Origin of the sequence: Mariniblastus fucicola (assembly GCF_008087665.1) — a bacterium.
In the GTDB taxonomy this organism is placed as follows: domain Bacteria; phylum Planctomycetota; class Planctomycetia; order Pirellulales; family Pirellulaceae; genus Mariniblastus; species Mariniblastus fucicola.
In genome coordinates this window covers 1595160-1617317 of sequence record NZ_CP042912.1, presented here as the reverse complement: position 1 = coordinate 1617317, position 22158 = coordinate 1595160, and the positions used below count along the sequence as shown (strand labels likewise).

Annotated in this window: 19 protein-coding genes; 11 read left to right on the top strand and 8 right to left on the bottom strand. The window is 53.9% G+C overall.

Annotation, left to right across the window (positions count from 1 at the left end):
• The first annotated feature begins 63 nt into the window (after positions 1 to 63).
• Positions 64 to 1278: an ROK family transcriptional regulator gene (locus MFFC18_RS05870; RefSeq protein ID WP_148618670.1), complete on the top strand. Its 1215-nt coding sequence runs from the start codon at positions 64 to 66 to the stop codon at positions 1276 to 1278.
• 78 nt (positions 1279 to 1356) lie between these two features.
• Here MFFC18_RS05870 and MFFC18_RS05865 read toward each other — a convergent pair whose 3' ends face one another.
• Both MFFC18_RS05865 and MFFC18_RS05860 read right to left on the bottom strand, forming a co-directional pair.
• The gene (locus MFFC18_RS05865; protein WP_075081643.1) at positions 1357 to 2070 is read right to left on the bottom strand and encodes a uracil-DNA glycosylase; all 714 of its coding nucleotides are present in this window, start codon (positions 2068 to 2070) and stop codon (positions 1357 to 1359) included.
• A complete protein-coding gene (locus MFFC18_RS05860; RefSeq protein WP_084416685.1) occupies positions 2057 to 2896 on the bottom strand; it encodes a small multi-drug export protein in 840 nt (279 codons plus the stop codon). The genes MFFC18_RS05865 and MFFC18_RS05860 overlap by 14 nt, the downstream gene beginning before the upstream one ends.
• Positions 2897 to 3232: 336 nt before the next feature.
• Between MFFC18_RS05860 and MFFC18_RS05855 the strand changes: the two genes are divergently transcribed.
• Positions 3233 to 4660 (top strand): cation:proton antiporter, encoded by a 1428-nt coding sequence (locus tag MFFC18_RS05855; protein ID WP_075081644.1) that lies wholly within the window; start codon positions 3233 to 3235, stop codon positions 4658 to 4660.
• A gap of 38 nt (positions 4661 to 4698) precedes the next feature.
• On the opposite strand, the gene MFFC18_RS05850 is transcribed toward MFFC18_RS05855, so the two are convergent.
• The gene (locus tag MFFC18_RS05850; RefSeq protein ID WP_075081645.1) at positions 4699 to 5565 is read right to left on the bottom strand and encodes a hypothetical protein; all 867 of its coding nucleotides are present in this window, start codon (positions 5563 to 5565) and stop codon (positions 4699 to 4701) included.
• 97 nt (positions 5566 to 5662) lie between these two features.
• On the opposite strand from MFFC18_RS05850, the gene mtnA reads away from it, so the two are divergent.
• Positions 5663 to 6715: an S-methyl-5-thioribose-1-phosphate isomerase gene (gene mtnA / locus MFFC18_RS05845; protein ID WP_075081646.1), complete on the top strand. Its 1053-nt coding sequence runs from the start codon at positions 5663 to 5665 to the stop codon at positions 6713 to 6715.
• Between the two features lie 235 nt (positions 6716 to 6950).
• Positions 6951 to 8063 carry a PEP-CTERM sorting domain-containing protein gene (locus MFFC18_RS05840; RefSeq protein ID WP_075081647.1) on the top strand — a complete coding sequence of 371 codons (1113 nt, stop codon included), beginning with the start codon at positions 6951 to 6953 and terminating at the stop codon, positions 8061 to 8063.
• A 25-nt stretch (positions 8064 to 8088) separates the two neighbouring features.
• On the opposite strand, the gene MFFC18_RS05835 is transcribed toward MFFC18_RS05840, so the two are convergent.
• Positions 8089 to 8805, bottom strand: a complete 717-nt coding sequence (locus tag MFFC18_RS05835; RefSeq protein WP_075081648.1) for a hypothetical protein — start codon at positions 8803 to 8805, stop codon at positions 8089 to 8091.
• A gap of 292 nt (positions 8806 to 9097) precedes the next feature.
• Here MFFC18_RS05835 and MFFC18_RS05830 point away from each other — a divergent pair, with 292 nt between their 5' ends.
• The 6 genes from MFFC18_RS05830 to MFFC18_RS05805 all read left to right on the top strand — a co-directional run bounded on the left by MFFC18_RS05830 (position 9098) and on the right by MFFC18_RS05805 (position 16260).
• Positions 9098 to 10183 carry a prenyltransferase/squalene oxidase repeat-containing protein gene (locus MFFC18_RS05830; protein ID WP_148618669.1) on the top strand — a complete coding sequence of 362 codons (1086 nt, stop codon included), beginning with the start codon at positions 9098 to 9100 and terminating at the stop codon, positions 10181 to 10183.
• A 3-nt stretch (positions 10184 to 10186) separates the two neighbouring features.
• Entirely contained in the window at positions 10187 to 11353 is a 1167-nt protein-coding gene (locus MFFC18_RS05825) for a prenyltransferase/squalene oxidase repeat-containing protein (protein WP_148618668.1), read from the top strand.
• A 124-nt stretch (positions 11354 to 11477) separates the two neighbouring features.
• Positions 11478 to 13079, top strand: a complete 1602-nt coding sequence (locus MFFC18_RS05820) for a CPBP family intramembrane glutamic endopeptidase (RefSeq protein ID WP_075081651.1) — start codon at positions 11478 to 11480, stop codon at positions 13077 to 13079.
• Between the two features lie 260 nt (positions 13080 to 13339).
• Complete coding sequence (locus MFFC18_RS05815) at positions 13340 to 14584, top strand: LL-diaminopimelate aminotransferase (RefSeq protein ID WP_075081652.1); 1245 nt, start codon at positions 13340 to 13342, stop codon at positions 14582 to 14584.
• A 5-nt stretch (positions 14585 to 14589) separates the two neighbouring features.
• A complete protein-coding gene (locus MFFC18_RS05810) occupies positions 14590 to 14856 on the top strand; it encodes a hypothetical protein (protein WP_075081653.1) in 267 nt (88 codons plus the stop codon).
• A gap of 75 nt (positions 14857 to 14931) precedes the next feature.
• Positions 14932 to 16260: an MFS transporter gene (locus tag MFFC18_RS05805; RefSeq protein WP_075081654.1), complete on the top strand. Its 1329-nt coding sequence runs from the start codon at positions 14932 to 14934 to the stop codon at positions 16258 to 16260.
• A 41-nt stretch (positions 16261 to 16301) separates the two neighbouring features.
• Here MFFC18_RS05805 and MFFC18_RS05800 read toward each other — a convergent pair whose 3' ends face one another.
• From MFFC18_RS05800 to MFFC18_RS05785, 4 genes are all read right to left on the bottom strand, one after another.
• Entirely contained in the window at positions 16302 to 16784 is a 483-nt protein-coding gene (locus tag MFFC18_RS05800) for a hypothetical protein (RefSeq protein WP_075081655.1), read from the bottom strand.
• Positions 16785 to 16849: 65 nt separating this feature from the next.
• A complete protein-coding gene (locus tag MFFC18_RS05795) occupies positions 16850 to 18043 on the bottom strand; it encodes a class I SAM-dependent methyltransferase (protein ID WP_075081656.1) in 1194 nt (397 codons plus the stop codon).
• On the bottom strand, positions 18043 to 19896 hold the full coding sequence (locus tag MFFC18_RS05790; RefSeq protein ID WP_148618667.1) for a prenyltransferase/squalene oxidase repeat-containing protein: 1854 nt from the start codon (positions 19894 to 19896) through the stop codon (positions 18043 to 18045). The genes MFFC18_RS05795 and MFFC18_RS05790 overlap by 1 nt, the downstream gene beginning before the upstream one ends.
• A gap of 194 nt (positions 19897 to 20090) precedes the next feature.
• A complete protein-coding gene (locus MFFC18_RS05785) occupies positions 20091 to 20594 on the bottom strand; it encodes a DUF2726 domain-containing protein (RefSeq protein ID WP_075081658.1) in 504 nt (167 codons plus the stop codon).
• Positions 20595 to 20743: 149 nt separating this feature from the next.
• Here MFFC18_RS05785 and MFFC18_RS05780 point away from each other — a divergent pair, with 149 nt between their 5' ends.
• Positions 20744 to 21844: a tRNA dihydrouridine synthase gene (locus MFFC18_RS05780; protein WP_238381108.1), complete on the top strand. Its 1101-nt coding sequence runs from the start codon at positions 20744 to 20746 to the stop codon at positions 21842 to 21844.
• Positions 21845 to 22158: the final 314 nt, after the last annotated feature.

Below are 22158 nucleotides of genomic sequence, written 5' to 3'. Positions count from 1 at the left end.
GGCCTGTATGGCTTCTGAAACTCGGACTTACGGCTTCTCATTTGTAGCTGCGGACAGGCTAGCGTGACATCAATCAATTCCTCCAAAGCGGCAAACCAAAGCATCCATAGGGTGATTGAGGTCATTCGGGCTCATCGAGAAGTCAGCCGCCGGTTGATCTCGAAGGAAACTGGTTTATCGACGCCCAGCATTACGCGACTGGTGAACGAGCTGATGGAGTCCGACGTGCTTTGCGTGCACGAATCGACCACGGTTGATGGAGCGGGGCCAGGCCGACCGGCGAGTGTCGTAAAGCTTAATCCTCTGTTCGGCTGTGCGATTGGAGTCGACGTTGGAGAGCACGTTATCCAGATTGCTCTGGGCGACATGAGCGGCAAGATTCAGCTGACATCCCGATTGCCGACTGCTGCTGAAACAGGTGGAAACGCAACGTTCGCAAACATCGTTCGTGCCATCAACGACATCTGCGGAATCTACAAGTCCAGCTTTGAACAGGACGCTCCGCCATTGCGAGCGATCACGGTGGGCGTGCCGGGAACTGTCGACCCGAAAACGTCTCACATCGCAAAAGCGCCCAAGATCAACGGTTGGACAGATTTCGATCTCAAAGGACGACTTGAATCCGAGATTCCGGGCATCGCGATTCGGATTGTGAACGACATCAACGCTGCGGCAACGGCGGAGTCTGCGCACGGCGTGGCGAAGGGCTATGACAATTTTGTATTCGCTTCGATTCGACGCGGCATCGGTGCGGGGATCTTTATCAACGGCCAACTCTACCAGGGAAGCGCCGGGTTTGCTGGCGAGATGGGAAAGATGGTCTTCGACGCCGATTTTAAATTTTCTGCTGCCGAGGGCACGGGGCATTTGGAAACGATCTGTGGAGAGGACCCCGTCCTTGATTTGGCGATCGCAAAAGGCATCGAGCTTGAATCGACCGAGTCTTCCCGTCCTCGAATGAGATCGCTGGCCACCGCCGCGGCCAATGGAAATCAGGACGCGATAGAAGTTCTGCAGCAGTTCCTGACGAACTATGGATTGGCTGTCGCGAACATAGCCAGCTTGCTCGACCCGTCGATCATCGTAATCGGTGGTGAAATATATCCGGTAATGGACATGGCGGTTGAGCATTTGACCAAAACGATTGCGCTGCTCATCCCTTCGCCTCCAAAGATCGTAGGCTCGACTTTGGGAGAACGTGCGATCCTCCAGGGGACTTACTATCAAGCCCACAAAGACGCTTGCGATACGATGTTGGTTGACCAGTCGGATTCGTAGTCTGTCGGCTGCCACGTTGCAGCCGCACATCATCACCGCGGCCTTTGCATGTTCCGTTTGCAGATCGCCGTTCATAAGTCAACGCGTCAGCTTTCTAGCCCGTGCAAAAACGGCATCAAACATCGGCTCCGTCAACCGACCGGTGAACGTATTTTGTTGGCTAGGGTGGTAGCTCGCCAGAATCCAAACGCCACATTCAAACTGATGTTCGGCACCGTGAGAGAACTTCGGCGGCTTAGCATCTTCGGGCGACAGCCAGCCGATTTCTTTCGCTAAACGCAGGGTTTCAGTCCACGCCAGCCGTCCGAGCGCGAGGACGACTTTGGGTTGAACTTGAGCCACAGTTTGCTCCAAAAACGGCTGGCAATTGGCGACCTCTTGGCGGTTCGGTTTATTGTCGGGGGGAGCACAATGGCACACGCCGCTGACGACTGAATTCACCAACTCCAGACCATCGTTGCGGTCGATCGATTCCGCCTGGCTGGCAAATCCAAATTTGTGCATCGCTCGGTAGAGCCAATCTCCACTGCGATCACCGGTGAACATTCGACCGGTTCGATTGGCGCCGTGTGCTCCAGGAGCCAGCCCCATGACCAACAGGTCGGCTCTGCCGTCGCCAAAGTTTTCGACCGGCTTGCCCCAGTATTTCTGATCGGCGTATGCTTTGCGTTTCTTTTTTGCGATCGCCTTGCAGTGCTCGATCAGTCGCGGGCATTTTTTGCAGCGAACGACCCGTCGCTGCAGTTTTTGCCAGAGTTCCGCATCCTTGCTCGGGGCCTTACGCTTCGGCATTGTCGGAAGACTTTTGATCCTGCATGTACTTGTTCTTAACCGTGCGGTAACGCCACTCCAGCAGCAGACAGGCCACGATGATGATCAGCAAACCAACGATCCGCAGCGTCCAGTTGTCTTCCAGATACTTGTTTATCTGTTTGGCAAACGCGTACATGATCGAGTTGCCCAACAGGCTTCCAATCAGCACGCCACCGACCGTCGCCCAGCGGCTGAGCCCCAACAGCCGACCGAAGATCGAGCCACCGATACTTCCGGTCGTTGATGTAGGGAAGATTACGAATCCGATCAGCCCGAGGAACGCGACGCGTTTGATCCACGGTTGCGAATCCATAAAGAATTTCCCATCCCAGACCAGCATTGCCAGCTTGGGGCCGATTCTGGGAATCCGAAACAGGACTCCCATATGAAACGTTACAAACAAAGCAACAATAAAGTCCAGATACGTCACCAACACGAATAGCTCGCTGGGCCTCATCGCAATCTTGGCGACCTGTTCGGCTGCCTCGCCTTCCATGCCGGCCAGCAGAACAAAACGTCCCAACACAAAGAACGTTAACAACGCGTGATTGACGCACTTGAGTGCATAGCCTGGTCCTTGCGCGACCCACAGTAGTCCGAGCACGGTGACAGACAGGATGATCGGCGACAGAAGCGTCGCCCACCAAAGAATCGGTCTCTCGGCACGAAACTGTTTTTCGAACCCAGAGAACATTTTGTTCAGTTGATCGCGCAACTGATGAGCGTCCTCGGCAAGCTCAATGTTCTCGCCCGGAGTCGCCTTGTAAGGGTTCTCGGTTTTTTCAGTTTCCGAAAGCTGTTCCATAAATACGCTAATCTACCTGACGTCTGAATGGCCTCTCACGAGCCAGGTCCCATCGGTGGTCAATGATTTGTTTGCTGGCCGTTTCTCCCGTACCGCCTCGCCAGCGCAGGCTGGATTTTAGCGGCAAAGTTCAAAAAAGGATACTTCCCGATCCGCCAAGCCTGTTTTCAACTGGCAATTTCCCGGACACAGCGTTTTATTCCACACGATCGGTAACGAAAACGTAATTGCTTGCCGCACCGCTGGAAAGGCTACCTGAATATCACGTAGAATTCGCGACAAATTTCAACTGAATCTCTGACAGCCGCGAATCCCAAATAGACGCGGATAGCCGACATGACTGCATTTCAGATCACTGCGATCATCATCACCCTTTCGGCTTTGTTCGGGTTTCTTAATGTTCGTTTTTTGAAACTGCCCAACACGATTGGACTGATGATCATCGCGATCGCTTTCTCGTCGGTGCTTTTTCTGACTCGAATTGTCTGGCCCGAGTCTTCGTTTGCAGTTGAGTTTGCCAGCAACCTGATGGAGCAAATCCATTTTGGAGAACTGTTACTCGACGTGATGCTGGGCTTTCTGCTTTTCGCGGGAGCGATGCATACGAATTTTGACCAACTTAAAGTCCAACGCTGGCCGGTGCTCGTATTTGCGACGCTCGGAGTCCTGGCGTCGACGTTTCTGGTCGCGTTGTTCGTCTGGCTGGTTTTCGGATGGCTGGGCTTGCCACTAAAGTTCATTCACTGCCTGTTGTTTGGTGCATTAATTTCACCGACAGATCCGATTGCCGTTCTGGGCATTTTGAAACAGGCCGGCGTCCCGAAAAAACTGGAAACCAAAATCGTTGGCGAGTCGCTGTTCAACGATGGCGTGGGCGTTGTCATATTTTTGACGATCTTCATGATCGCCACCGGTGGAGGTTCTCCAGGGGCGCACTCGAATCACGGCGGCGCCGGCAGCACGGATAACACCGTTGCCACTGCGACAATGGACGCAAGCGAGCATCCCGGTGATGCTGATTCCGGTCACGGGACCGCGGACGTCGCCGACGAATCGCATGACGCGCACGCAGAGCCGGTTTCTGTATTGGGCGTACTGGAACTGTTCGGCAAAGAAGTTCTCGGCGGAGTGTTGTTGGGACTCGCGTTTGGAGCAGCGACGTTCTGGTTGCTACGGACAATCGATGACTATGAAATCGAAGTCATGATCACGTTGGCTTGCGTGTTCGGAGGATGCGCTGTGGCGGCCTGGCTGCATGTTTCCGCTCCGTTGGCGATGGTCGTGGCCGGTCTGGTTGTGGGCAACGATACGGTTCGTGGAACTTCCATGTCACAGCAAACGGAGATGTACGTCGACAAATTCTGGGAGCTGGTCGATATCCTGCTCAATGCAATTCTGTTCGTGCTGATTGGCTTCGACTTGCTGCTGATCAACTTTGATCAGACGTTCCTGACCGCGGGGCTTTGTGCCATCGTGATCGTGCTCTTCAGTCGCTTCCTGTCGCTACTGCTGCCGGTACGATTCTTTGCAAAGAAGCTCGACTTCGTGCCACACACCACCACGATCATGGCTTGGGGTGGCCTTCGCGGCGGCATCTCGATCGCGTTGGCGATGGCGTTACCCGAAGATTGTCGCGAGCCGTTGCTTACGGTGACTTACGCCGTTGTCGTGTTCTCGATCATCGTGCAGGGTTTGACGGTTGGTCCGCTGGCTCGAAAGCTGATTGGTATCGACAGCCTGCCGGACGATGACGACAACCACTAAAGATTCGAGACGCGATTTTGACGTTCACGTCGCGCGACTCACGCAAGCGGTTTGCTATCGTTCAAAACGAAATGGTCATGCAACTTCAAAACCGACTCGACTCTCGGATCAACGCGGTCCGATCCGAATTCGCCGACCAGCACACAGGTCGCGAACCGTGAGGAAACGGATTCGTATTCGCGTTTCCAGTTTTCAAACTGAGCCTCGACTTCCTTGCTCTCATACGGAAACCGAATCAGCAAATTTCTCATTCCGCACCGCCAGGGTTTGGGCGTCAAACGAGCCCGATAGCAGTCCTGGGAATAGCACAGGCTGACGTAAAGCTTGTCCGACCCGAGCCATTTCAAAACTTCTTTGGCCTTGGCTTCACTGGAAGGAATCCGTCGCGACGTGACCGCAATCCGGTATCCCATCGCGGTTCGATATACACGAAGCCCAAGCGTTGGATCGGTCGCGACCAAACGCTTTATCTTTTCCACGAGCCGCTGTTCAAACGTCGGCTCCGGTTTTTCAATTCCCAACATGTTCAGGATTGAGCCGACCAGACTTTTCTTGGGCAAACGTGTCGGAAGATCGACGTCTGCGAACAGCACATCGGTCACGTTGAGCACCAGAACGCCGTAGGAGTTCCGCGAAATGATCGCGTAGGGGTCTGTTTGATCGCCATCGGAAAACTGCTCGATGACGGCTTCGCGAATCGGTCGTTCACCGATGCCGACTCCGTAGTATTCGGACCGATTGGCGTCTGCCCAGTGCTTGGACATTTGCTCGGCACGCTGTTCGGCCATGCGAAATGCTTCTTCGATACTGCGATTCGAATAACCGGTGGCCGATCTAAAAACAGTTTCGTCGCGTGGCGTATACGTGCTGGCCGTCGCACGAGCCCAATATTTGTAGAATTGCATACGTCGTTTTTTCGCCGCCTTCGCCTTGATCTAACTTTCACTACAATGCCGTCTTCGGACAACCTATTGTAAAGACCCAAAAAGACTCGAGTACCGGATGGCTAATCGCCCAGAAACAATTGAATGGATTGGTGACACCGATGGATATCTTTGTTTGATCGACCAAACACTGCTGCCCGTCGAGTTGACTCGGATTGACTGCCGCGACGCGGAAACCGTCTGGGAAGCGATCAAGATGCTTCGCGTTCGAGGTGCTCCTGCGATTGGCATTGCCGCATCGTACGGTGTCGTTGTTGGCATGCAAACGGTTGATGATTCAGATCGCGCTGCTTTCGACGATCGATTTGCAGAAGTCGCCGATTATCTTGCGACCAGCCGTCCGACGGCTGTGAATCTGTTCTGGGCATTGGACCGATTGCGCAAGCTCGTTGCGGACAACAGTTCGCTTTCTGCGGCCGATATGCGAGCCAAATTACTGGACGAGGCAAAAGCTATCCATGCTGAAGATCGGGAGATGTGCCATTCGATCGGGCGTTTCGGAGCCGGACTGCTCGAAAACGTCAGCGGAGTTCTGACTCACTGCAATGCTGGCGGATTGGCGACAGCCGAATACGGAACGGCACTCAGTGTTTTCTTTACGGCACAGGATCAAGGCCACAACTTGCATGTGTTCGTCGATGAGACTCGCCCGTTGCTGCAAGGTGCACGCTTGACGGCTTGGGAGCTGATGCAGCGTGACATCAAGGCCACGTTGATTTGCGATTCGATGGCGGCTCAGGTGATGCGTGAGGGCAAAGTCCAGGCGGTCGTCACTGGAGCTGACCGAATCGCGGCCAACGGGGATTCAGCAAACAAGATCGGAACGTATTCGATCGCTGTCCTGGCGAAAGCTCACGGCATCCCGTTCTATATTGCCGCCCCAAGCAGCACGTTCGATCTGGCGATCGATTCGGGCGACGAGATTCCGATCGAGCAACGTGCTGCGATTGAGATCACTAACGGCTTTGGCAAGCAAACGGCACCAGACGGCGTTGAAGTTTACAACCCGGCTTTCGACGTGACACCAGCGAAATACATCGCAGCCATTATTACTGAAAACGGTGTCATCGATCCGGTGACGAAAGAAAACGTCGTCGCGATGATTGGCTAGTCAGGCATGCCAATAAGGCCAGCACCAGTTCTAGGCCATCGGCATGGCGATCGCCTTTTTGCCTGTTCTCGTGCTGGCAAATGGAACTCACGCGCATCGATGGGTCAGGATCAGTTTTCTCACGGCCTGCTGATTGATGTAATTCGTATAGCTTCCTGATAGTTTTTATGTAAAGTTATTATTGAACATCACCAGTCGCTGACTGAATGGCTCTACACTTTTTGACGTTTCAACTATGCAATTTCGTTTTGGATGCTTTTGTGTTCTGCTTTGCCTGTCACTTTGCTGCCCAGCCGAGGCGCAGGTTACTATTATTCAAGCAGCAGAAGGAATTTCGTTTAACGACCTCGGTTACAACCCTGTGACAGGTGAGTCGACGATCATCTCGTACAGTGGTCCGTTTGACACCAGGACTTATGAAGTGGCGACACTTAATTCAAACCGGGACGGTTTTGATTACACGGCACCAGCGAGCCTGTCGGCTGCAACGACAAATCTTGTGCTCACCGGAGTCTCTACCGATGGAAGTCGTTTGTCCGGGCACGTAAAGGACGTCGATTCAATCAATCAAGGATTGACCTGGTTGTCGACAGACCTTTCGAACGTCGTCGCGATCGGAAGACCAGACGACAACGCTGGACTTGGCTCTCAAGCCTTGGGAGCGTGGAGCGGAGGTGTCGTCGGACAGTTTACCAACTGGTTGACCAAATGGGATGCAGAGTCAGGCTTTGTAGGTACGTCATCTTTTTCGTCCAATTCATTTGTAGACGTTAGCGCTAACGGAGAACTTGCCGTCGGCAACGCAGTTGGAGGGGCTGCAGTATGGGACGGCGGTCCCACCGTGACAATGCTGGCTGAATCGTTCGATACTTCGGACGCGTTCGCGATTTCTCCCGACGGTACTGCCATCGGCGGGTCCGTTCGAAATTTCGACTCCTTTGGTCGCGCTGTGATTTGGAATGGTGACAATTGGATCCCGACGATCTTGCTGGATGAAAACAACGAACCAGTACAGGGCGCCGTCACAGAGTTGACGGATAACGGATTTGCAATCGGTACTGGGTTCGAACCTGGCGTAGGATCATTTGGTTTCATCTACGACCCAACTTCAGGAACAGCCACAGGGTTCAACGATTGGCTCATCGCGCAAGATTCATCTCTTGGTTTTGACAGCGAACTTATCCCCTCAGGAGCAAATTGGGATTCTGCCACGAACACAATGCGTTTTGTCACCTTTTCGGGTGCCTATATTGAAGTCGGCCTGACTGCCGTGCCGGAACCTGGCTGTTTAAGCCTGTTAGTGTGCGGCTTGCTTGGGTTAGCTTCACGACGCCGACGGCTTAGGTGAAATCCGTCCGACAATGCCGCCTGAGCTAGGTTGCGTACGAATTGGTGGCGCCACGGATACCTTGCCACACAAACGACAACGCGTAACGCATCAGCGTCAGCGGCGCCGGAAACAGAAACAGCAACTTTGGCAACGGAGCGCAGCAAACTCTTAGCAGCTTCAAATGCAACCAGACCGTAGGGCGGATCGTAATCTGACCGCTGCGGTAGTCCATCCTTGCGTCCTGCAACATATCGATCGCCGGCATCGTCGCGCAACACAGATAGAAAAACTTCTCAAACTCCGGCGTGCTTAACTCTCGCAAAAACAGAACCGGCAGCACTCCAGTCAACCGCCACTCTTCGACAAGATGGTGAATCATCTCGTCGTTCGTCATTGCCAGACGCTTGGCCTCGCCGTGATCAACGATGCGTCGGATCGTGTCGCAAAACTCAGTCCGGATTTCCAGACGCTGAATCGCCTCCCGAAGAATCGCCATTCGCTCAAACAGTTCTTCGGACCCTTCCACAACCAAATCCGATGACGTCCCACGCAAGTATCGAAGCACGTTTGAGATGAACGTTTCGCGATCGCTTGCAGCCTCGATCCGATCAAGTTCGCGGTCAACGACATCAATTGCGCCGATCAACTGAGAAAGATCGAGATTGCGATCGTCGGGCACAAAGATGCCGAACGGCTCAGTCAGCAGATGAAAATCGTCCTGAAGTTTGCGGTAAACTTCGCGGACATTCGTCCAATCCATTTGGCTGGGCGCTGAAAATTCGTTCGAGTTGTCGACTGTTGCTGTCACAAATCTGCCTGAACGTGGCACGAGGTTCTGCCGTAACGTAACGCCAACGGTGCTGGTCCAGCCTACCGCGGACCTATTGCACACCGGGAAAACCGTGTTGCCACTCTTAAAGACCAACCGCAATGAGTCGCTGGCAACAACTGATGTCAGTTGATTGTGCTGAATATTTGACGCAGCGACAGAACAGCTTCATAATGATCGGCACAGCAGTCACTGAATCCGAGTGCGAATTGCGGAGTTCGAGATGAAGTTTTCCCGTCGCCGATTTATAGCCAGCGGAATGCCGCTGATGGCAGTCCCCACGCTTGGCCTGTTCCAAGCCAAAGCCTGGAGTTCGGTGTCCGATCGCGAGGACGAAAAGGCACCGGTTCAGCTAGAGTTGACCAGCAAGTCGATCGAGTCAGTTCGTCGCGGACTGGAATGGCTCAAGCGAACCGAAGGGCGTCGAGGAGGCCACGGTGCGGATGTTTCTCAACCGGACGACATTGGCTGTTCGGCGATGGTCGGGCTGGCGTTGCTGGCCGACGGCAGCACTCCCAGCCAGGGCCCCAACAAAACTCACCTGCGACGGATCGTGAACTATCTGATTGGCTGCGTCGAAGCGATGCCCAACGGAAATATTACTTCCAAGTCAGGGACGCAGCTTCAAAACAAAATCGGCTCGCAGGCTCATACATTTTTCGCGCTGCTATTCCTCAGCCAGGTTTGTGGCGAGATTGGCATTCACAAGAAAACACGCGAAGCGGTTGCGAAGCTTGTCGAGACGGTTGTCAAAGCGCAAAGTCCGCGTGGCGATTGGGGCCAGGAATCGTGGGCTCCGACCCTCGGCACGGTGATGGGTTGGACCAGTTTACGATCCGCTCATTTCGCTGGCTTTCGCGTCGGCGGTTCGCCTGAGAAAACTGCGGACCATCTGATGCAGCAGATGAAAGGTTCGCTGGGCCAAAAACAACAGCACTGGATGCACTCACTGTACAAAAACGCCACCGGGATCCGCGTGCTCTGCGCGATGGGCAAAGAAGAGGAAGCGATTTCCAAGCGAGCGTTTGCAGACGTTTTAGAGCTTGTCACTCGCGACAATACTGCGTTCAATCAGGCCGGCGGCGAAGAGTTTCTGGCATTCCATCTGATCACCGAAACGATGCTGCAAAAGGAAGGAAACGACTGGGCGACGTGGTTCCCGAAAGTCCGCGACAAAATGCTGGACGTCCAAAACGACGACGGCTGCTGGACCGGTCATCACTGCATCACCAGCCGAACTTTCTGCACAGCGGCGGCGTGCCTGGTTTTGTCAGCGCCGAATCGCTATCTGCCTATCTCGCAAAAGTAGCCGATGAAATTACTCTTTCGCACGCTCATGGCCATCGTGATTTCCGCAACGATGTTCACGGCGGCACACGGTGACGAAAAAGATACGCTCAACGATGCCGTCGACTGGCTGGTGGCTCAGCAGGACGAATCGGGCGCCTTCAAAAGTAAGCATTACGGGGCGATGAAGCAGGGCGCCGCGATGACTTCGTTGGTGCTCTACGCGTTATCGAAAACGCCAGAAGAAAGCCAAAACAGGCATCCGGATTCGATTGAGAAAGCTTTCGACTTTCTCATGCCCGGAACGCAAACCCGAAAACGTGTTGCGAACCCGGACGGATCTCTGGACCATCCCGTTTACTGCACCGCCCTGTTTCTGATCGCCGCAAAGCGACTCAACCGCGAACTTGACGCCGAACTGGTCGATGCGTTGCTGGACTTTCTGATTCGATCGCAATGCGTCGAAAGTCGTGGCTTCGAACCGGCGAACCCGAACTACGGAGGTTGGGATGTGATCGGTCCTGACGTGATGGCTGGCAAGACTTCGGGCACCAACGTTTCGATGGCCAGTTTCGTTTTAGAGGCATTTGCCTGTTACGTTCCGGTGCAACCAGAACCAAATTCTTCGCTCGACAACATGACCGTCGAACGCGTGAGAGAATCAAGACAGCGCGCGATTGATTGGCTGCAGCGACTGCATGCGACCGGCGACGACGGCGGCTTTCATTTTTCGGCTCAGCCCGGATCCGCGTTGAACAAATCGACAACCGAAGACGGAAAACCAAACGCCTATGCTTCGGCGACTTGCGACGGTCTGTTGGCTTTGCATTTTGCCGGGCAGTCAGACAGTGAAGCTTTCAAGTCAGCGTTGAAGTGGATCGAATTGAACGCTCGAGCGAACGAAGTCGCGGGATTTGACAAAACGGAAAACGGCGGTTGGCCGAAGGCGCTGCGTTTCTACCATTGGCAGTCTCTCGCGAGAGTCGTAAAGGCATGCAATTCGGATGCTTCGGTCGTGGATGTGCAATGGCAACGTTCGCTCGCTGATGAAGTTTTGCTGTCCGTCGCCGCGGACGCCCAAGACAATGGACGTTTCCAAAACGAATCGTCTCTCATGCGGGAAAATGACCCTCTGATTGCGACCTCTTTCGCAATTGTCGCGTTGGCCAGCCTGACGGCGAACGGTCAATAGACTGTACAACCCGCAGCGTTGCGGCCAGATTTCGCTCCAATTGCCGCGGCTTCCAGAGGGTTCGGGTTGATATTCCGACCGTCAAGATACAATGTGACATTCGATTCTGTAGTGAGCAAAATTAGTGGCTGATAAAGTGGAACCTGAAAACGAACCCGTTGAACCAGTCAGCCCGTTTGCGACACCCGACGTCATCTCGGACCACGACCCCAGCGAAGAACCCGTCCATCACGAGTCCCTTTCTCTCGGCGGAAAGCTGGCGTGGCTGACGGTGGCGATCGTCATGACGGCCATGATCACGCTGACGGCTTTCTCGCGTTCATCGGAAGAAACCCGGACTGAAGCAACGGCTTCTGACCTGTTCCCCGTCCAACTTCAAGGCCGAACGCTTGTTGGCCAAAAGAGTTTCACCGGTGGCGGAAGCAGCACAGCTACAGCATCGACAACGGACGATGAAGAGAAGGACACCGATCGCGACGACGCGAAAAAGAAGCCTTCCGGAGCGGCAATTCCTGAGGCACTCAACGACGGAACCTACGAGCAACGTTTGTGCTATGTGTTGCTGGTGAATGAAAATTTCGGGCCCGACGAAGCCACTCAGAAGCTGATTGAACTCGATGAAGCAGCCGCAGATGCCGACTTTGAGTTGAGCGATGATCAGACTCGGCTGCGAAACATCGTTGCGACGCTGCTGGAAAGTTACCAGCAGAACGATTTCGATCCGGCTGCGGTTTCCGACGAGGATCGGGATTTCCTGAAAGCAAAACTTGGCTGGATCGGAGAACTGGCACTGGTACCGGAAGGGACTCGCAATACTGAAACGCGCAAGGAGCTGTTGTCGGACGCGACATGGTCGATGGGCTTGATGATGGGATTCATGGCGTTGGTGTTGCTGACACTGATGGCTGGTGTCGCGATGGCAGCCGTGTACTCCGTCCTGTTTGCGACCCGTCGACTGACGCCGAAGTTTCAAACCAGGGGAAGTTCGCTGAACATCTACATCGAAACGTTTGCGTTGTGGATGGTTTTCTTTTTCGTCGGACCACAGCTTACGGCGTTGGCTATCCAGTTTTCCGGCATCGAGCTAACGGGCAACGCGGACATGCTGATCTCAATCGGCTTCTTTTTTGGCTCGCTGATCGTGCTGGTCTATCCCGTACTGCGAGGGATCTCATTCAAGCAGGTTTGCAGCGACATTGGCTGGAAAGGCAAAGGCGGATTTGTCGACCTGTTGGTCAGCCCGCTGAACTACATCGCTGGAACGCCATTGATGTTGCTGGGATTGTTCTGCGTGCTGTTGTTGACGCTGGTTGCGAGTCTGATGACCGAGCCGAAGCCCTTTGGAACAGGCGCCGCTGCTGGCCATCCGATCCAGGACATCTTTGCCGGCGGGCAATGGTGGAACATTATTTACGTCGTGGTGATGGCATGCGTTGCGGCTCCGATTGTCGAAGAAACGATGTTTCGCGGCGTGCTCTATCGGCACTTGAGAGAACTTAGCGGCGACTGGGCTCGGTGGGGCAGCGTGATTTTTTCTGCCGTGTTCAATGGCTTGATCTTCGCAGCGATTCACCCACAAGGATTCGTTGCGATTCCGCTTCTGACGGCGTTGGCGATCAGCTTTTCGCTGGCGCGGGAATGGAGAGATTCGCTGATCGCGCCGATGGTCATGCACGCGATCAACAACGGAACCGTTACGACGTTCATGCTTCTGATGATGATGTGATTTTGAAATCAGCTTTGGCCAGGAATTGCGTAGCGTATTGCGTAGCGTATTGCGTAGCGTGGGACAGGCTTTCAATCGAGTTTGAGGTTGTCGATTTTTCCGGTCGGTCAACCGAAACCGCGAATCAGACGTCTTTGAGTGGCAAAAGTCCGCTGAATAAAGTTAACCCTGGAACAAAGTAGCTTGCCGACATTTGCTCGGTATGTGAAACTCTTCGTCTTCATTTTCTCTGCAAAACCAACCGCTGATTAAGACGAATCATGGCACGGATCAACGAAAACTACCTCAAACTTCAAGCTGGTTACCTGTTCCCGGAAATTGGTCGACGAGTCAGAGCGTTCACCGAATCTAACCCGGACGCCAACGTTATCAAAATGGGCATCGGCGATGTGACTCAGCCGATCCCGCCTGCGATCATCAAAGCGATGCACGACGCCGTCGACGAAATGGCTTCGGCTGAAACGTTCCGCGGATACGGACCAGAACAGGGCTATGCGTTTCTTCGTGAGGCCATCGCCAGCAACGACTACCAACAGGCTGGTGTTCAGATCGATGCCGACGAGATTTTTGTCTCTGATGGTTCCAAATGTGACTGCGGAAATATTCTGGACATCTTCGGCGACGACAACCGTATCGCTGTGTTGGATCCAGTGTATCCCGTTTACGTTGACACCAACGTGATGGCTGGACACACCGGACCGGCCGATGACAACGGACGTTACGAGAACCTGGTTTACATGCCGGTAACGGCAGAGAACAACTTCGAGCCGGAACTACCTTCCGAACCGGTCGATATCATTTACCTTTGCTACCCCAACAATCCAACGGGGGTCGTCGCCACGCACGAGACGCTTACGAAGTGGGTTGAGTACGCGACGCAAAACAAAGCGATCATTCTTTATGATGCGGCGTACGTGGCATTCATTTCTGACCCGGACGTTCCTCGCTCGATCTACGAAATACCGGGCGCTCGCAAAGTAGCCATCGAGATGCGGAGTTTCAGCAAGAATGCCGGATTCACCGGAGTTCGCTGTGCGTTCACCGTCATTCCAAAAGAGCTGATGGGATACGGAAAAGACGGACAGGAGCACGCGATTCATCCGCTGTGGAATCGTCGACATTGCACGAAGTTCAACGGCGTAAGCTATCCGATTCAGCGTGGTGCCGAAGCCGCGTACAGCGAAGAAGGCAAGGCTCAGATCGAGTCGTTGATCAGCTATTACATGCACAATGCCAAATTGCTTCGTGAAGGCCTGACTTCGATGGGCTTTGAAGTATTCGGCGGCGAGAACGCTCCTTACGTTTGGCTGAAGACGCCAAGCGACATGAACAGCTGGGAGTTCTTCGATCACTTGCTGGATAAATGTCACGTTGTCGGCACGCCTGGCAGCGGATTCGGCGCTGCGGGTGAAGGATACTTCCGATTGAGCGCTTTCAACTCTCCGGAGAATACGGAAGAAGCATTGAAGCGAATTCAGGATTCCGTATCGGCAGGTATCAAATAGCCTCGATGGACCGTAGAAAACTCAGCGCCATCGTCGCCTATCTTTCCCGTTCTGTGTCGGCGGCTGCGCTGATGATTTGGGGCGTGTTCAATATCGCCGCTCTGGTCATTCAGTACATTCGGCGCACCGGCGACGACGGTAACTGGGTTGCCAGTGCAGGGATGTGCGGGTTCTTTGGCGTGCTGCCGTTCGCGATTGGCACGTGGCTGTTGTATCGAACGTTGGCAAGTTCGAACCAACAGAAAAACTCCAAATCAGAATCCGCAACTTGACGCCTGGCGTCTCGATTCGAATCAGGTTTTGCTTACAATGGACACTTCCTGTTTCTGTTTTCATCGAGATCGCATATGTCGAGTGGTTCCAAGTCAAACCCTGTGCTGATCGTCCGTCTGGCGATCATGATGTTTCTCCAGTTCTTCATTTGGGGAGCATGGTACGTATCGATGGACGGCTTCCTTGCCGAAGCCGGGATGAAAACGGCCAGCGAAAGTGGGTTTTCGTTCCACGCAGCAGCCTATACCGTGGCTCCGTTAGCCGCGATCATCGCGCCACTGACTTTAGGTTTGATCGTCGACCGACTGATGAACACGGAGGTCGTACTGGGGATACTAAATCTGATCGGAGCGGTGTTGTTGTGGTTTGCGCCGACGTTGGCGGCTTCCGGAGTACCCGAGTCGTGGATTTCCCAGTTTGGACATCCGATGATTGTGGTGCTGCTGCTCTACATGGTGTGCTTCATGCCGACGCTTGGCTTGACCGCCAGTCTTTCCTTCAAACATCTTGCCAACGGCGAGAAAGAGTTTCCAGTCGTTCGAGTGTTAGGCACGATTGGCTGGATTGTTGGGAACTGGGCGATGTGGGGCGGACGATTGTTCGCCGGTGAAGAAGCCAATTTCGCTGACAACTCTGGAAACATTTTCCGTGTCGCAGCGGCGGCTTCGGCGCTACTGGGCCTGTATTGTTTCTCCCTTCCTCGCACAGCACCGCCTGCGAAAGGCGAACCAATTTCTGTCGGGAAAGTGCTTGGCGTGGACGCGTGGAAACTGCTGGGCGACAAGTACTTCTTCGTGTTCGCAATCGCGTCGTTCTTGATCTGTATTCCATTGGCCGGCTATTACGCACAAGGCTATGGCTACGTTTCGTCACAGAATATCGAGCTGTTTGGTTCGACGACCGGAGCGATGAGCACGGGGCAGATGAGCGAGATCTTTTTCATGCTGGTCATGCCGCTCTGTTTTGCCCGTTTGGGAGTAAAGTGGATGCTGGGAATCGGCATGCTGGCCTGGGTCGTTCGCTACGGCCTGTGGGGATTTGCTTTCGGACAGGAAGGCGTGTTGATGACCGGTCCGATTTTCCTGGGCATTTTGCTGCACGGCATCTGCTATGACTTTTTCTTTGTCACCGGGATGATTTACACCGACAAGAAAGCGGCTCCGGAAGTCCGCGGACAGGCTCAGTCGTTGATCGTTTTGCTGACGCAAGGTTTGGGACTGGGTATCGGAGCACAGTTCTTCGGTTGGTGGAGTGCCCAATGCACGCCTGAAGGTGGCGAGTTGGACTTTGCCAAATTCTGGTATGCTCCGGCGCTATTCGCACTGGCCGTGATGGTCGTGTTTATGCTGCTGTTCTGGGATCGTTCGACAGAAACAGACGTCGAGAAACTCGAATCCGAATAACGGTGCGGCGTGCGGTGTTCATGATTGATGCTGTTACGCGACTAACCCGTCGCGGACAGCTTTCCCATTTGGCGACGGTAGCTGGTTTCGTCAATTCCGTCCGTCAGAAACTGGTAGCTGAGTAGATACTTCTGCAGCCGGACACAGTCACGCTGGCTTGAGTCTTCCCGGTACAGTGTTCGGTTCAAAGACGTATTGTCTTTCAAGTCCGCCAGCTTGACCTCCCGAGCGATTGGATCTGTTTTGATCTTTACGATGTAGTCTTCGTAGGAAACGTCGCTTCGATGGGTCACCAAATCGACTCCTTTGAGAACGGCATCTGAAAAACCTCTCTCCTTCAGATCGTCGATAGTTACCTCTGTATCTTCAACCAGATCGTGCATCACGGCGACCATTTTGGCGTCCAGCGATTCAACGGACATCATCGCGCGAATACAGTGCAGCACGTAAGGCGAGCCGCTTTTGTCAGTAACGCCTCGAAAATTTGTCGACACCAAAACAAGCGCCTCATCCAGATCAGCCATCCTGATTCCTTGTTGTCCAAATGTTCGTTAGCTGTTTGGCGATGCCAGGGATCGCCGGAAAAATGTTAGAGCTGCCTGGTCAGGTAAAGCATCTGATTGTCGTGAAGCGCAATCTCCTTCTCGATCTCAAAATGCCGCCCGATAATCGTTCGCCACTGATCGAAGGGGCGACGATTCACGTGCAACTCCTGCCCCGTTCCCGTTGACTCGCCGTTGTGAATTGAGAACGCCTGCCGCTGAACCTGTTTCATGTTCGCGAACAGACCTTGCACCTGCTCATCATACAAATGCTCAATGCAGTCCACGCAAACGGCGCTTTGAAAACGCCCAAGGTTGTCGATCGGTTTGGTGATATCCCCAACCATCATGTCGGGATGCTTCCTGATTTGGTCGATACCTTCGGCTTCAAAGCCGAGCTCGCGAAGCCGCTCAACAGTATGTCCTCGACCGCAACCAAGATCGATCACCGGACCGATCAGCCAGTCCTGATATTTCGGCAGCAAGCGAACGCCAGGACAGCGGCCTTCCGTCGCATCCCCATACCACGGGTTATCGTCGTAAATCTTCTGATATAGCTCCTTTGAATCCGCGGGGTGATGTGCCACAGAAGAAGCAGACCCAACGCTGGCTTTAGCGACATCGAAAAGCAATGCATCCTTGCCAAAAGGAGCTCGTTTCCACAGCGTCAACTGTTCGCGATGTCCATCGTAGATCGCCTGATCCGGATTGGTGTTTTTGATCCACCAATCAGGCGTCCGAACGGTACGATGCAGGTTTTCACCGTTCAAATCAGTGGCCTTGGAGGCCCTGCACGAAACGGAGCCGAAGAACATCCCGCCGTTCCGCACGACTCGCGAAATTTCAGCCAACGCCAAAAAGACGTCTGACTCGTCGAGATGTTCCAGCACATCGAAACTTGTTACCAACGAAAAATAATCGTCCTCGAACGGCAGCGACATACACTCCGCCCGTTTGACGCGTCCTTCAACTTTCGGCAGACAAGCTTTCAATCGCGTTTCCGCCTGTTCGACTGCGAGGTCACTCGCATCGACGCCGTGTGGGTGAAGGCTGAACGCTCGTCCGGCAAGGTATTCGAGCGCGAACCCCACGCCGCAGCCAACATCGAGACATCGCCCCGAAATCGCGGATAGCTTGTCCGTCGCCTGAATGACGTTCCGGAAACCCGGAGAGTTTTCAGCGAGATTATAACGTTCGCTGGAACTCACGACCTGGTTGTAGATTTTCTGATAGTCGGCCATTACCGAATCACGCCTTCCTCAAGCACCTGTTCGCAACCGGCAAGACAAAGCAGTGCCATTGCCGTGCCATAGCTGCGTCCGATTTCGTGTGAATCAACAAAGCAACCGTCGATCTCCGGGACGGCCATAACCATGTCTCGCTGTTTGATAGCCATTTCTTTTTGAGTCGCCTCATCGGTCACTTTCAGGATCGCATCGGTCCGCGTTTCCATACAGTACCAGTAAAAGAAACCACCGTAGTTGTAAGAAGACGTGTGGTCATCGTACTTACGGGCTCTATCCATGTCGTCGTGCATCTCAAACGCAGACTCAAGGCTCTCGACCAGGCCATCGTGATCGGCACGATCCCAGATCACGAGAGCGCCTTCGCAATGAGGCATCCGACCCGCGCTTCCGATCGTCCGCCGTTCACTGGCTTCCTTTCCCGCGGCGCTGCCGTTCCGCGGACTGCTGTACATCCAGGCCCCGTTGGCGAATCGGCATTTCGTCAGCGCAGCGATCGCCGCCTCCACGCAGGACGCATCGACCTGAGCACCCAGCGACTCTGACTCCTTCATCGCCCACAACGCTGACGCCGTCACAAACGGATTGTTGTACTCGTGATAGAAATCACCACCAGCAGTTTGCACGCTGGCCAAAGCTTTCAAACTTTCCGTGATTCCTTCCGCTCCCGTTTGCCATTTGGACTGCAGACGATTGAACAATCGAAGTCGGTAAAGATAGGCCCAGAAAATCTCGTCCTTGTCCTGCAAGTTCAATTTTGATTCATCGCTGACGTAAGCCGCAGCGCTTTTGATCGCGTTCTCGATACGAGGCTGCAAGTCTTTCAGCTCTGGTCGACCGTGAGCTTCCAACAACGCCATCGCTGCGATTGATGTTACGGCCGAGTGAACGTTGGGCAAGCTATCGGTTCCGCCGAAATCGTAATCCGAATCGTTGAACGCGCCTTCTTCGTTTTGCATCGACAACAGAAACTCAATGCCGCGCCGCCAAAGCTGCTCTTCAGCAAACGTATTCGCAGGTGCCGCGGACCCTTTCGATTTGCGACCCGCGTTCAAGTACGTCTCGTCCGGCAATTCACGAAAGACTTCGAATCCTCGCACAAACGGGCCAATTCGTTGCGCCTCTGCGGCAGCTTTCCAGCCCAGCGGATGATTCGGAAACGCTTCGCCGATGGCAGCGAATTGCTGCAAAGCCGATTCATGTTCGTTGCTGCGAAACGTTGCCATGGCTGCAATCAATTGAAGCTCGACCATGTCGTCTTCGGAGTGCCGCATTCGATTAATCGCTCTGCATTTCCCGTACTCACCGGCAGCGAACAATCGTCGCGCTCTCTTGAGCGCCTCGCCCGCTTCAGGCAACCGGGTTGTGGGCTTGAGAAAGCTGGCTAACCATTTCGAGTTCATCGTCGTGATCCGATCGAGCGTTGTCGACGCCGAGCCATCTGTTTCAACGACCAGAAATCCGGGCTCGATGAACTTAAAGGGCTGCAATTCGTAAGCTTCCGCCTCTGCCTTTTTTGGAATCGCCATCAGCGGAACATAGTTTTCGTTGACCGAGGCGATGATTGATGGATCGGAAAACGGACCGGCCCGCATATAGCGATCCACTTCTTTCTTTCGGTCCATGAAGGTGTTAGCCAATCTTGGCACATACCAGAAGATCGGCTTTTTGGTCTCGGCCGAAATCCTGCGGGCCTCTTCAAAATCCGACTGCCATTCGATCGCTGTTCCGATCTTTGCAGAGATCGCGTTGGGCACGACGCGAATTTTCTTTGTCGAGTTCTGTGCTGTCACCGTGGTCGGCATACAGAGTAAAAACATGCCAAGGACGGTTGCTATCGTTTTGATCATGAGGTTCACTTGAGTGTGTTGGGCCCATCCAGAAGTGGCTGGATGGTTTTGATCGTCAGTCCGGGAATGACTGGCGTACGAAACCAATTCAGGCTGAGACAGCCTGAACTACTACGAACTAAAGGGATTCAGCCTGAGACAGACTAATCTGCTACGAACTGAAGGGTTGCAGCCTGGAAAAGGCTGAGCCACTTTTATAACGCAGCATCGATCAGGTTGCGGACTTCACGCGCATTATAGGACGGTTCAACAGGAATTCGCAGCAGTGGCAAATCGGCAGCGTCGAACGCATCGTTCACAAACTTGTCCCGCTCAATTCGGTCTGGCCGATTGTGGGACGCGTCATCCAGTTCGATGCAAACAACCGCTTCAAGCGATCCCGGGTCGCAAAGGACAAAGTCAATGTGCTTGGAAAGGATCTTGTTCAGCCATTTCCTACCGTTATTGGAGCCTTTCTCGACACGGATCAAATCCGCGATCCGGACCATCGCAAAGATTTCAAAATCGTCCAAAACGGCTTTGTGAAGCGACTTGTAGAAACGAAGCTCGTTTTTGGTCACCAGCGACGGTCGCTTGAAGTACGGCATCGGCGCGGGTGTCGAGTACATTCGCAGCAGCAGAAATATGGCTGCGAACACGGCGACACCGACCCAAAATGGCCAATAGTCAATCAGGATGCCAAAAAGTTGGTCGAGCATTTATAATTTGCGAACGTTGCTCTCGATGAGATGTCATTGCTGTGAGTTGTGGCGTACTGCATCAATGTTGGTCCGTTTGCGTTTCACCGCGATCCGACCGTGATGCTACACCGTTTCTATCCGATATTTTCCCCACAACACAGGCCAACTTGGCTGTGCCCCGCCCCGTGTCGACGACTCAAACAAAAACCGAGCTCAAACCCCTGCAAATCGGCAACCTGAAGATCGGTTTTCCTGTCGTGCAAGCCGCCCTTTCAGGATACAGCGATTGGCCGATGCGTGTGATCGCCAGACGACTCGGCGCGCCCTACACGGTTTGCGAAGTGATGCTGGACGAGTTTCTGGTGAAGCTAAAAGAGCGTAAACGCACCAGCCACTTTCTACACATTTCCGACGAAGAACATCCTGTCGGCGGGCAGCTAATGGGAGCCGAGCCCGAACAGTTTGCGGCCGGAGCCATGAAGCTCGTGCAGGCCGGCTTCGACGTCATCGACATTAATTTCGGCTGCCCGGTCAAGAAAGTGCTGGGCCGTTGCCGCGGCGGTTTTCACCTGAGCCAGCCGAAAGTTGCTCTGGAGGTCATCAAACGAACACGTGAAAACGTGCCTGACGAAATTCCGGTCACCGTGAAGATGCGACGCGGTATCGATGATTCACAGCAGAGCCGCGATCAGTTTTTCGAAATCCTGGACGGTGCGTTTGCGATCGGCATCGCCGGAGTCACGGTCCACGGCCGGACGGTTAAACAGCGCTACGTCGGCCCCAGTCGTTGGGAGTTTCTCAAAGAGGTCAAACAGCATCTGGGCGACAGGATTTTGCTGGGGTCAGGTGATCTGTTTACGCCTCAGGACTGTCTGGACATGATTGCTCAAACCGGAGTCGATGGCGTGACAGTTGCCCGGGGAGCGATCGGCAACCCATGGATCTTTCAACAAACCCGCGCGATTGCTGATGGCAAGCCGATGCCGGACCCTCCAACGCTTCACGAGCAGCGCGAGATTTTGCTGGAGCACTATCGGTTGGCCGAATCGCTGTACGGCGAGAGCAGGGTAGGGCAGTTGATGCGAAAGTTCGGCATCAAGTATTCGATCCTTCACCCGCGGCACAACGAAGTTCGCAGTGCGTTCGTAAAAGTCAAACATCGCGCTGACTGGGAATCGGCGATCGAGAAGTTCTACTCGGAAGACGGCCCCGGGACTCACCCTGACGGTCGGATGCACAAAGCCAAGGGCAGCGACTGCGCAGGGTGATCGAGAGAGCAGTGTTCAGTGTTCAGAACCAATGTGGCTCTTTGGTAGCCGGATTGGCAACAATTCGGGAGCGTTTAGTTTGGCTGCCCGAACTTTCACGACTTTGTCGCTTAATTCGCAACCCGACGCGTTAGCGAGGAACCAGCTGCACCTCGCTAACCAGGAAATTTCACCGAAGCGACTTTGGTCCAGCAATGCGACAACATCGAGGTTTTGATAGCAAATACAAGCACGAAGCGCAAGCGTGTGAGTCCACCGCGCATACTCACGCGCTAGCGCGTCGTGCTTGTATTTCGATCCGCCAGAAATGAAAT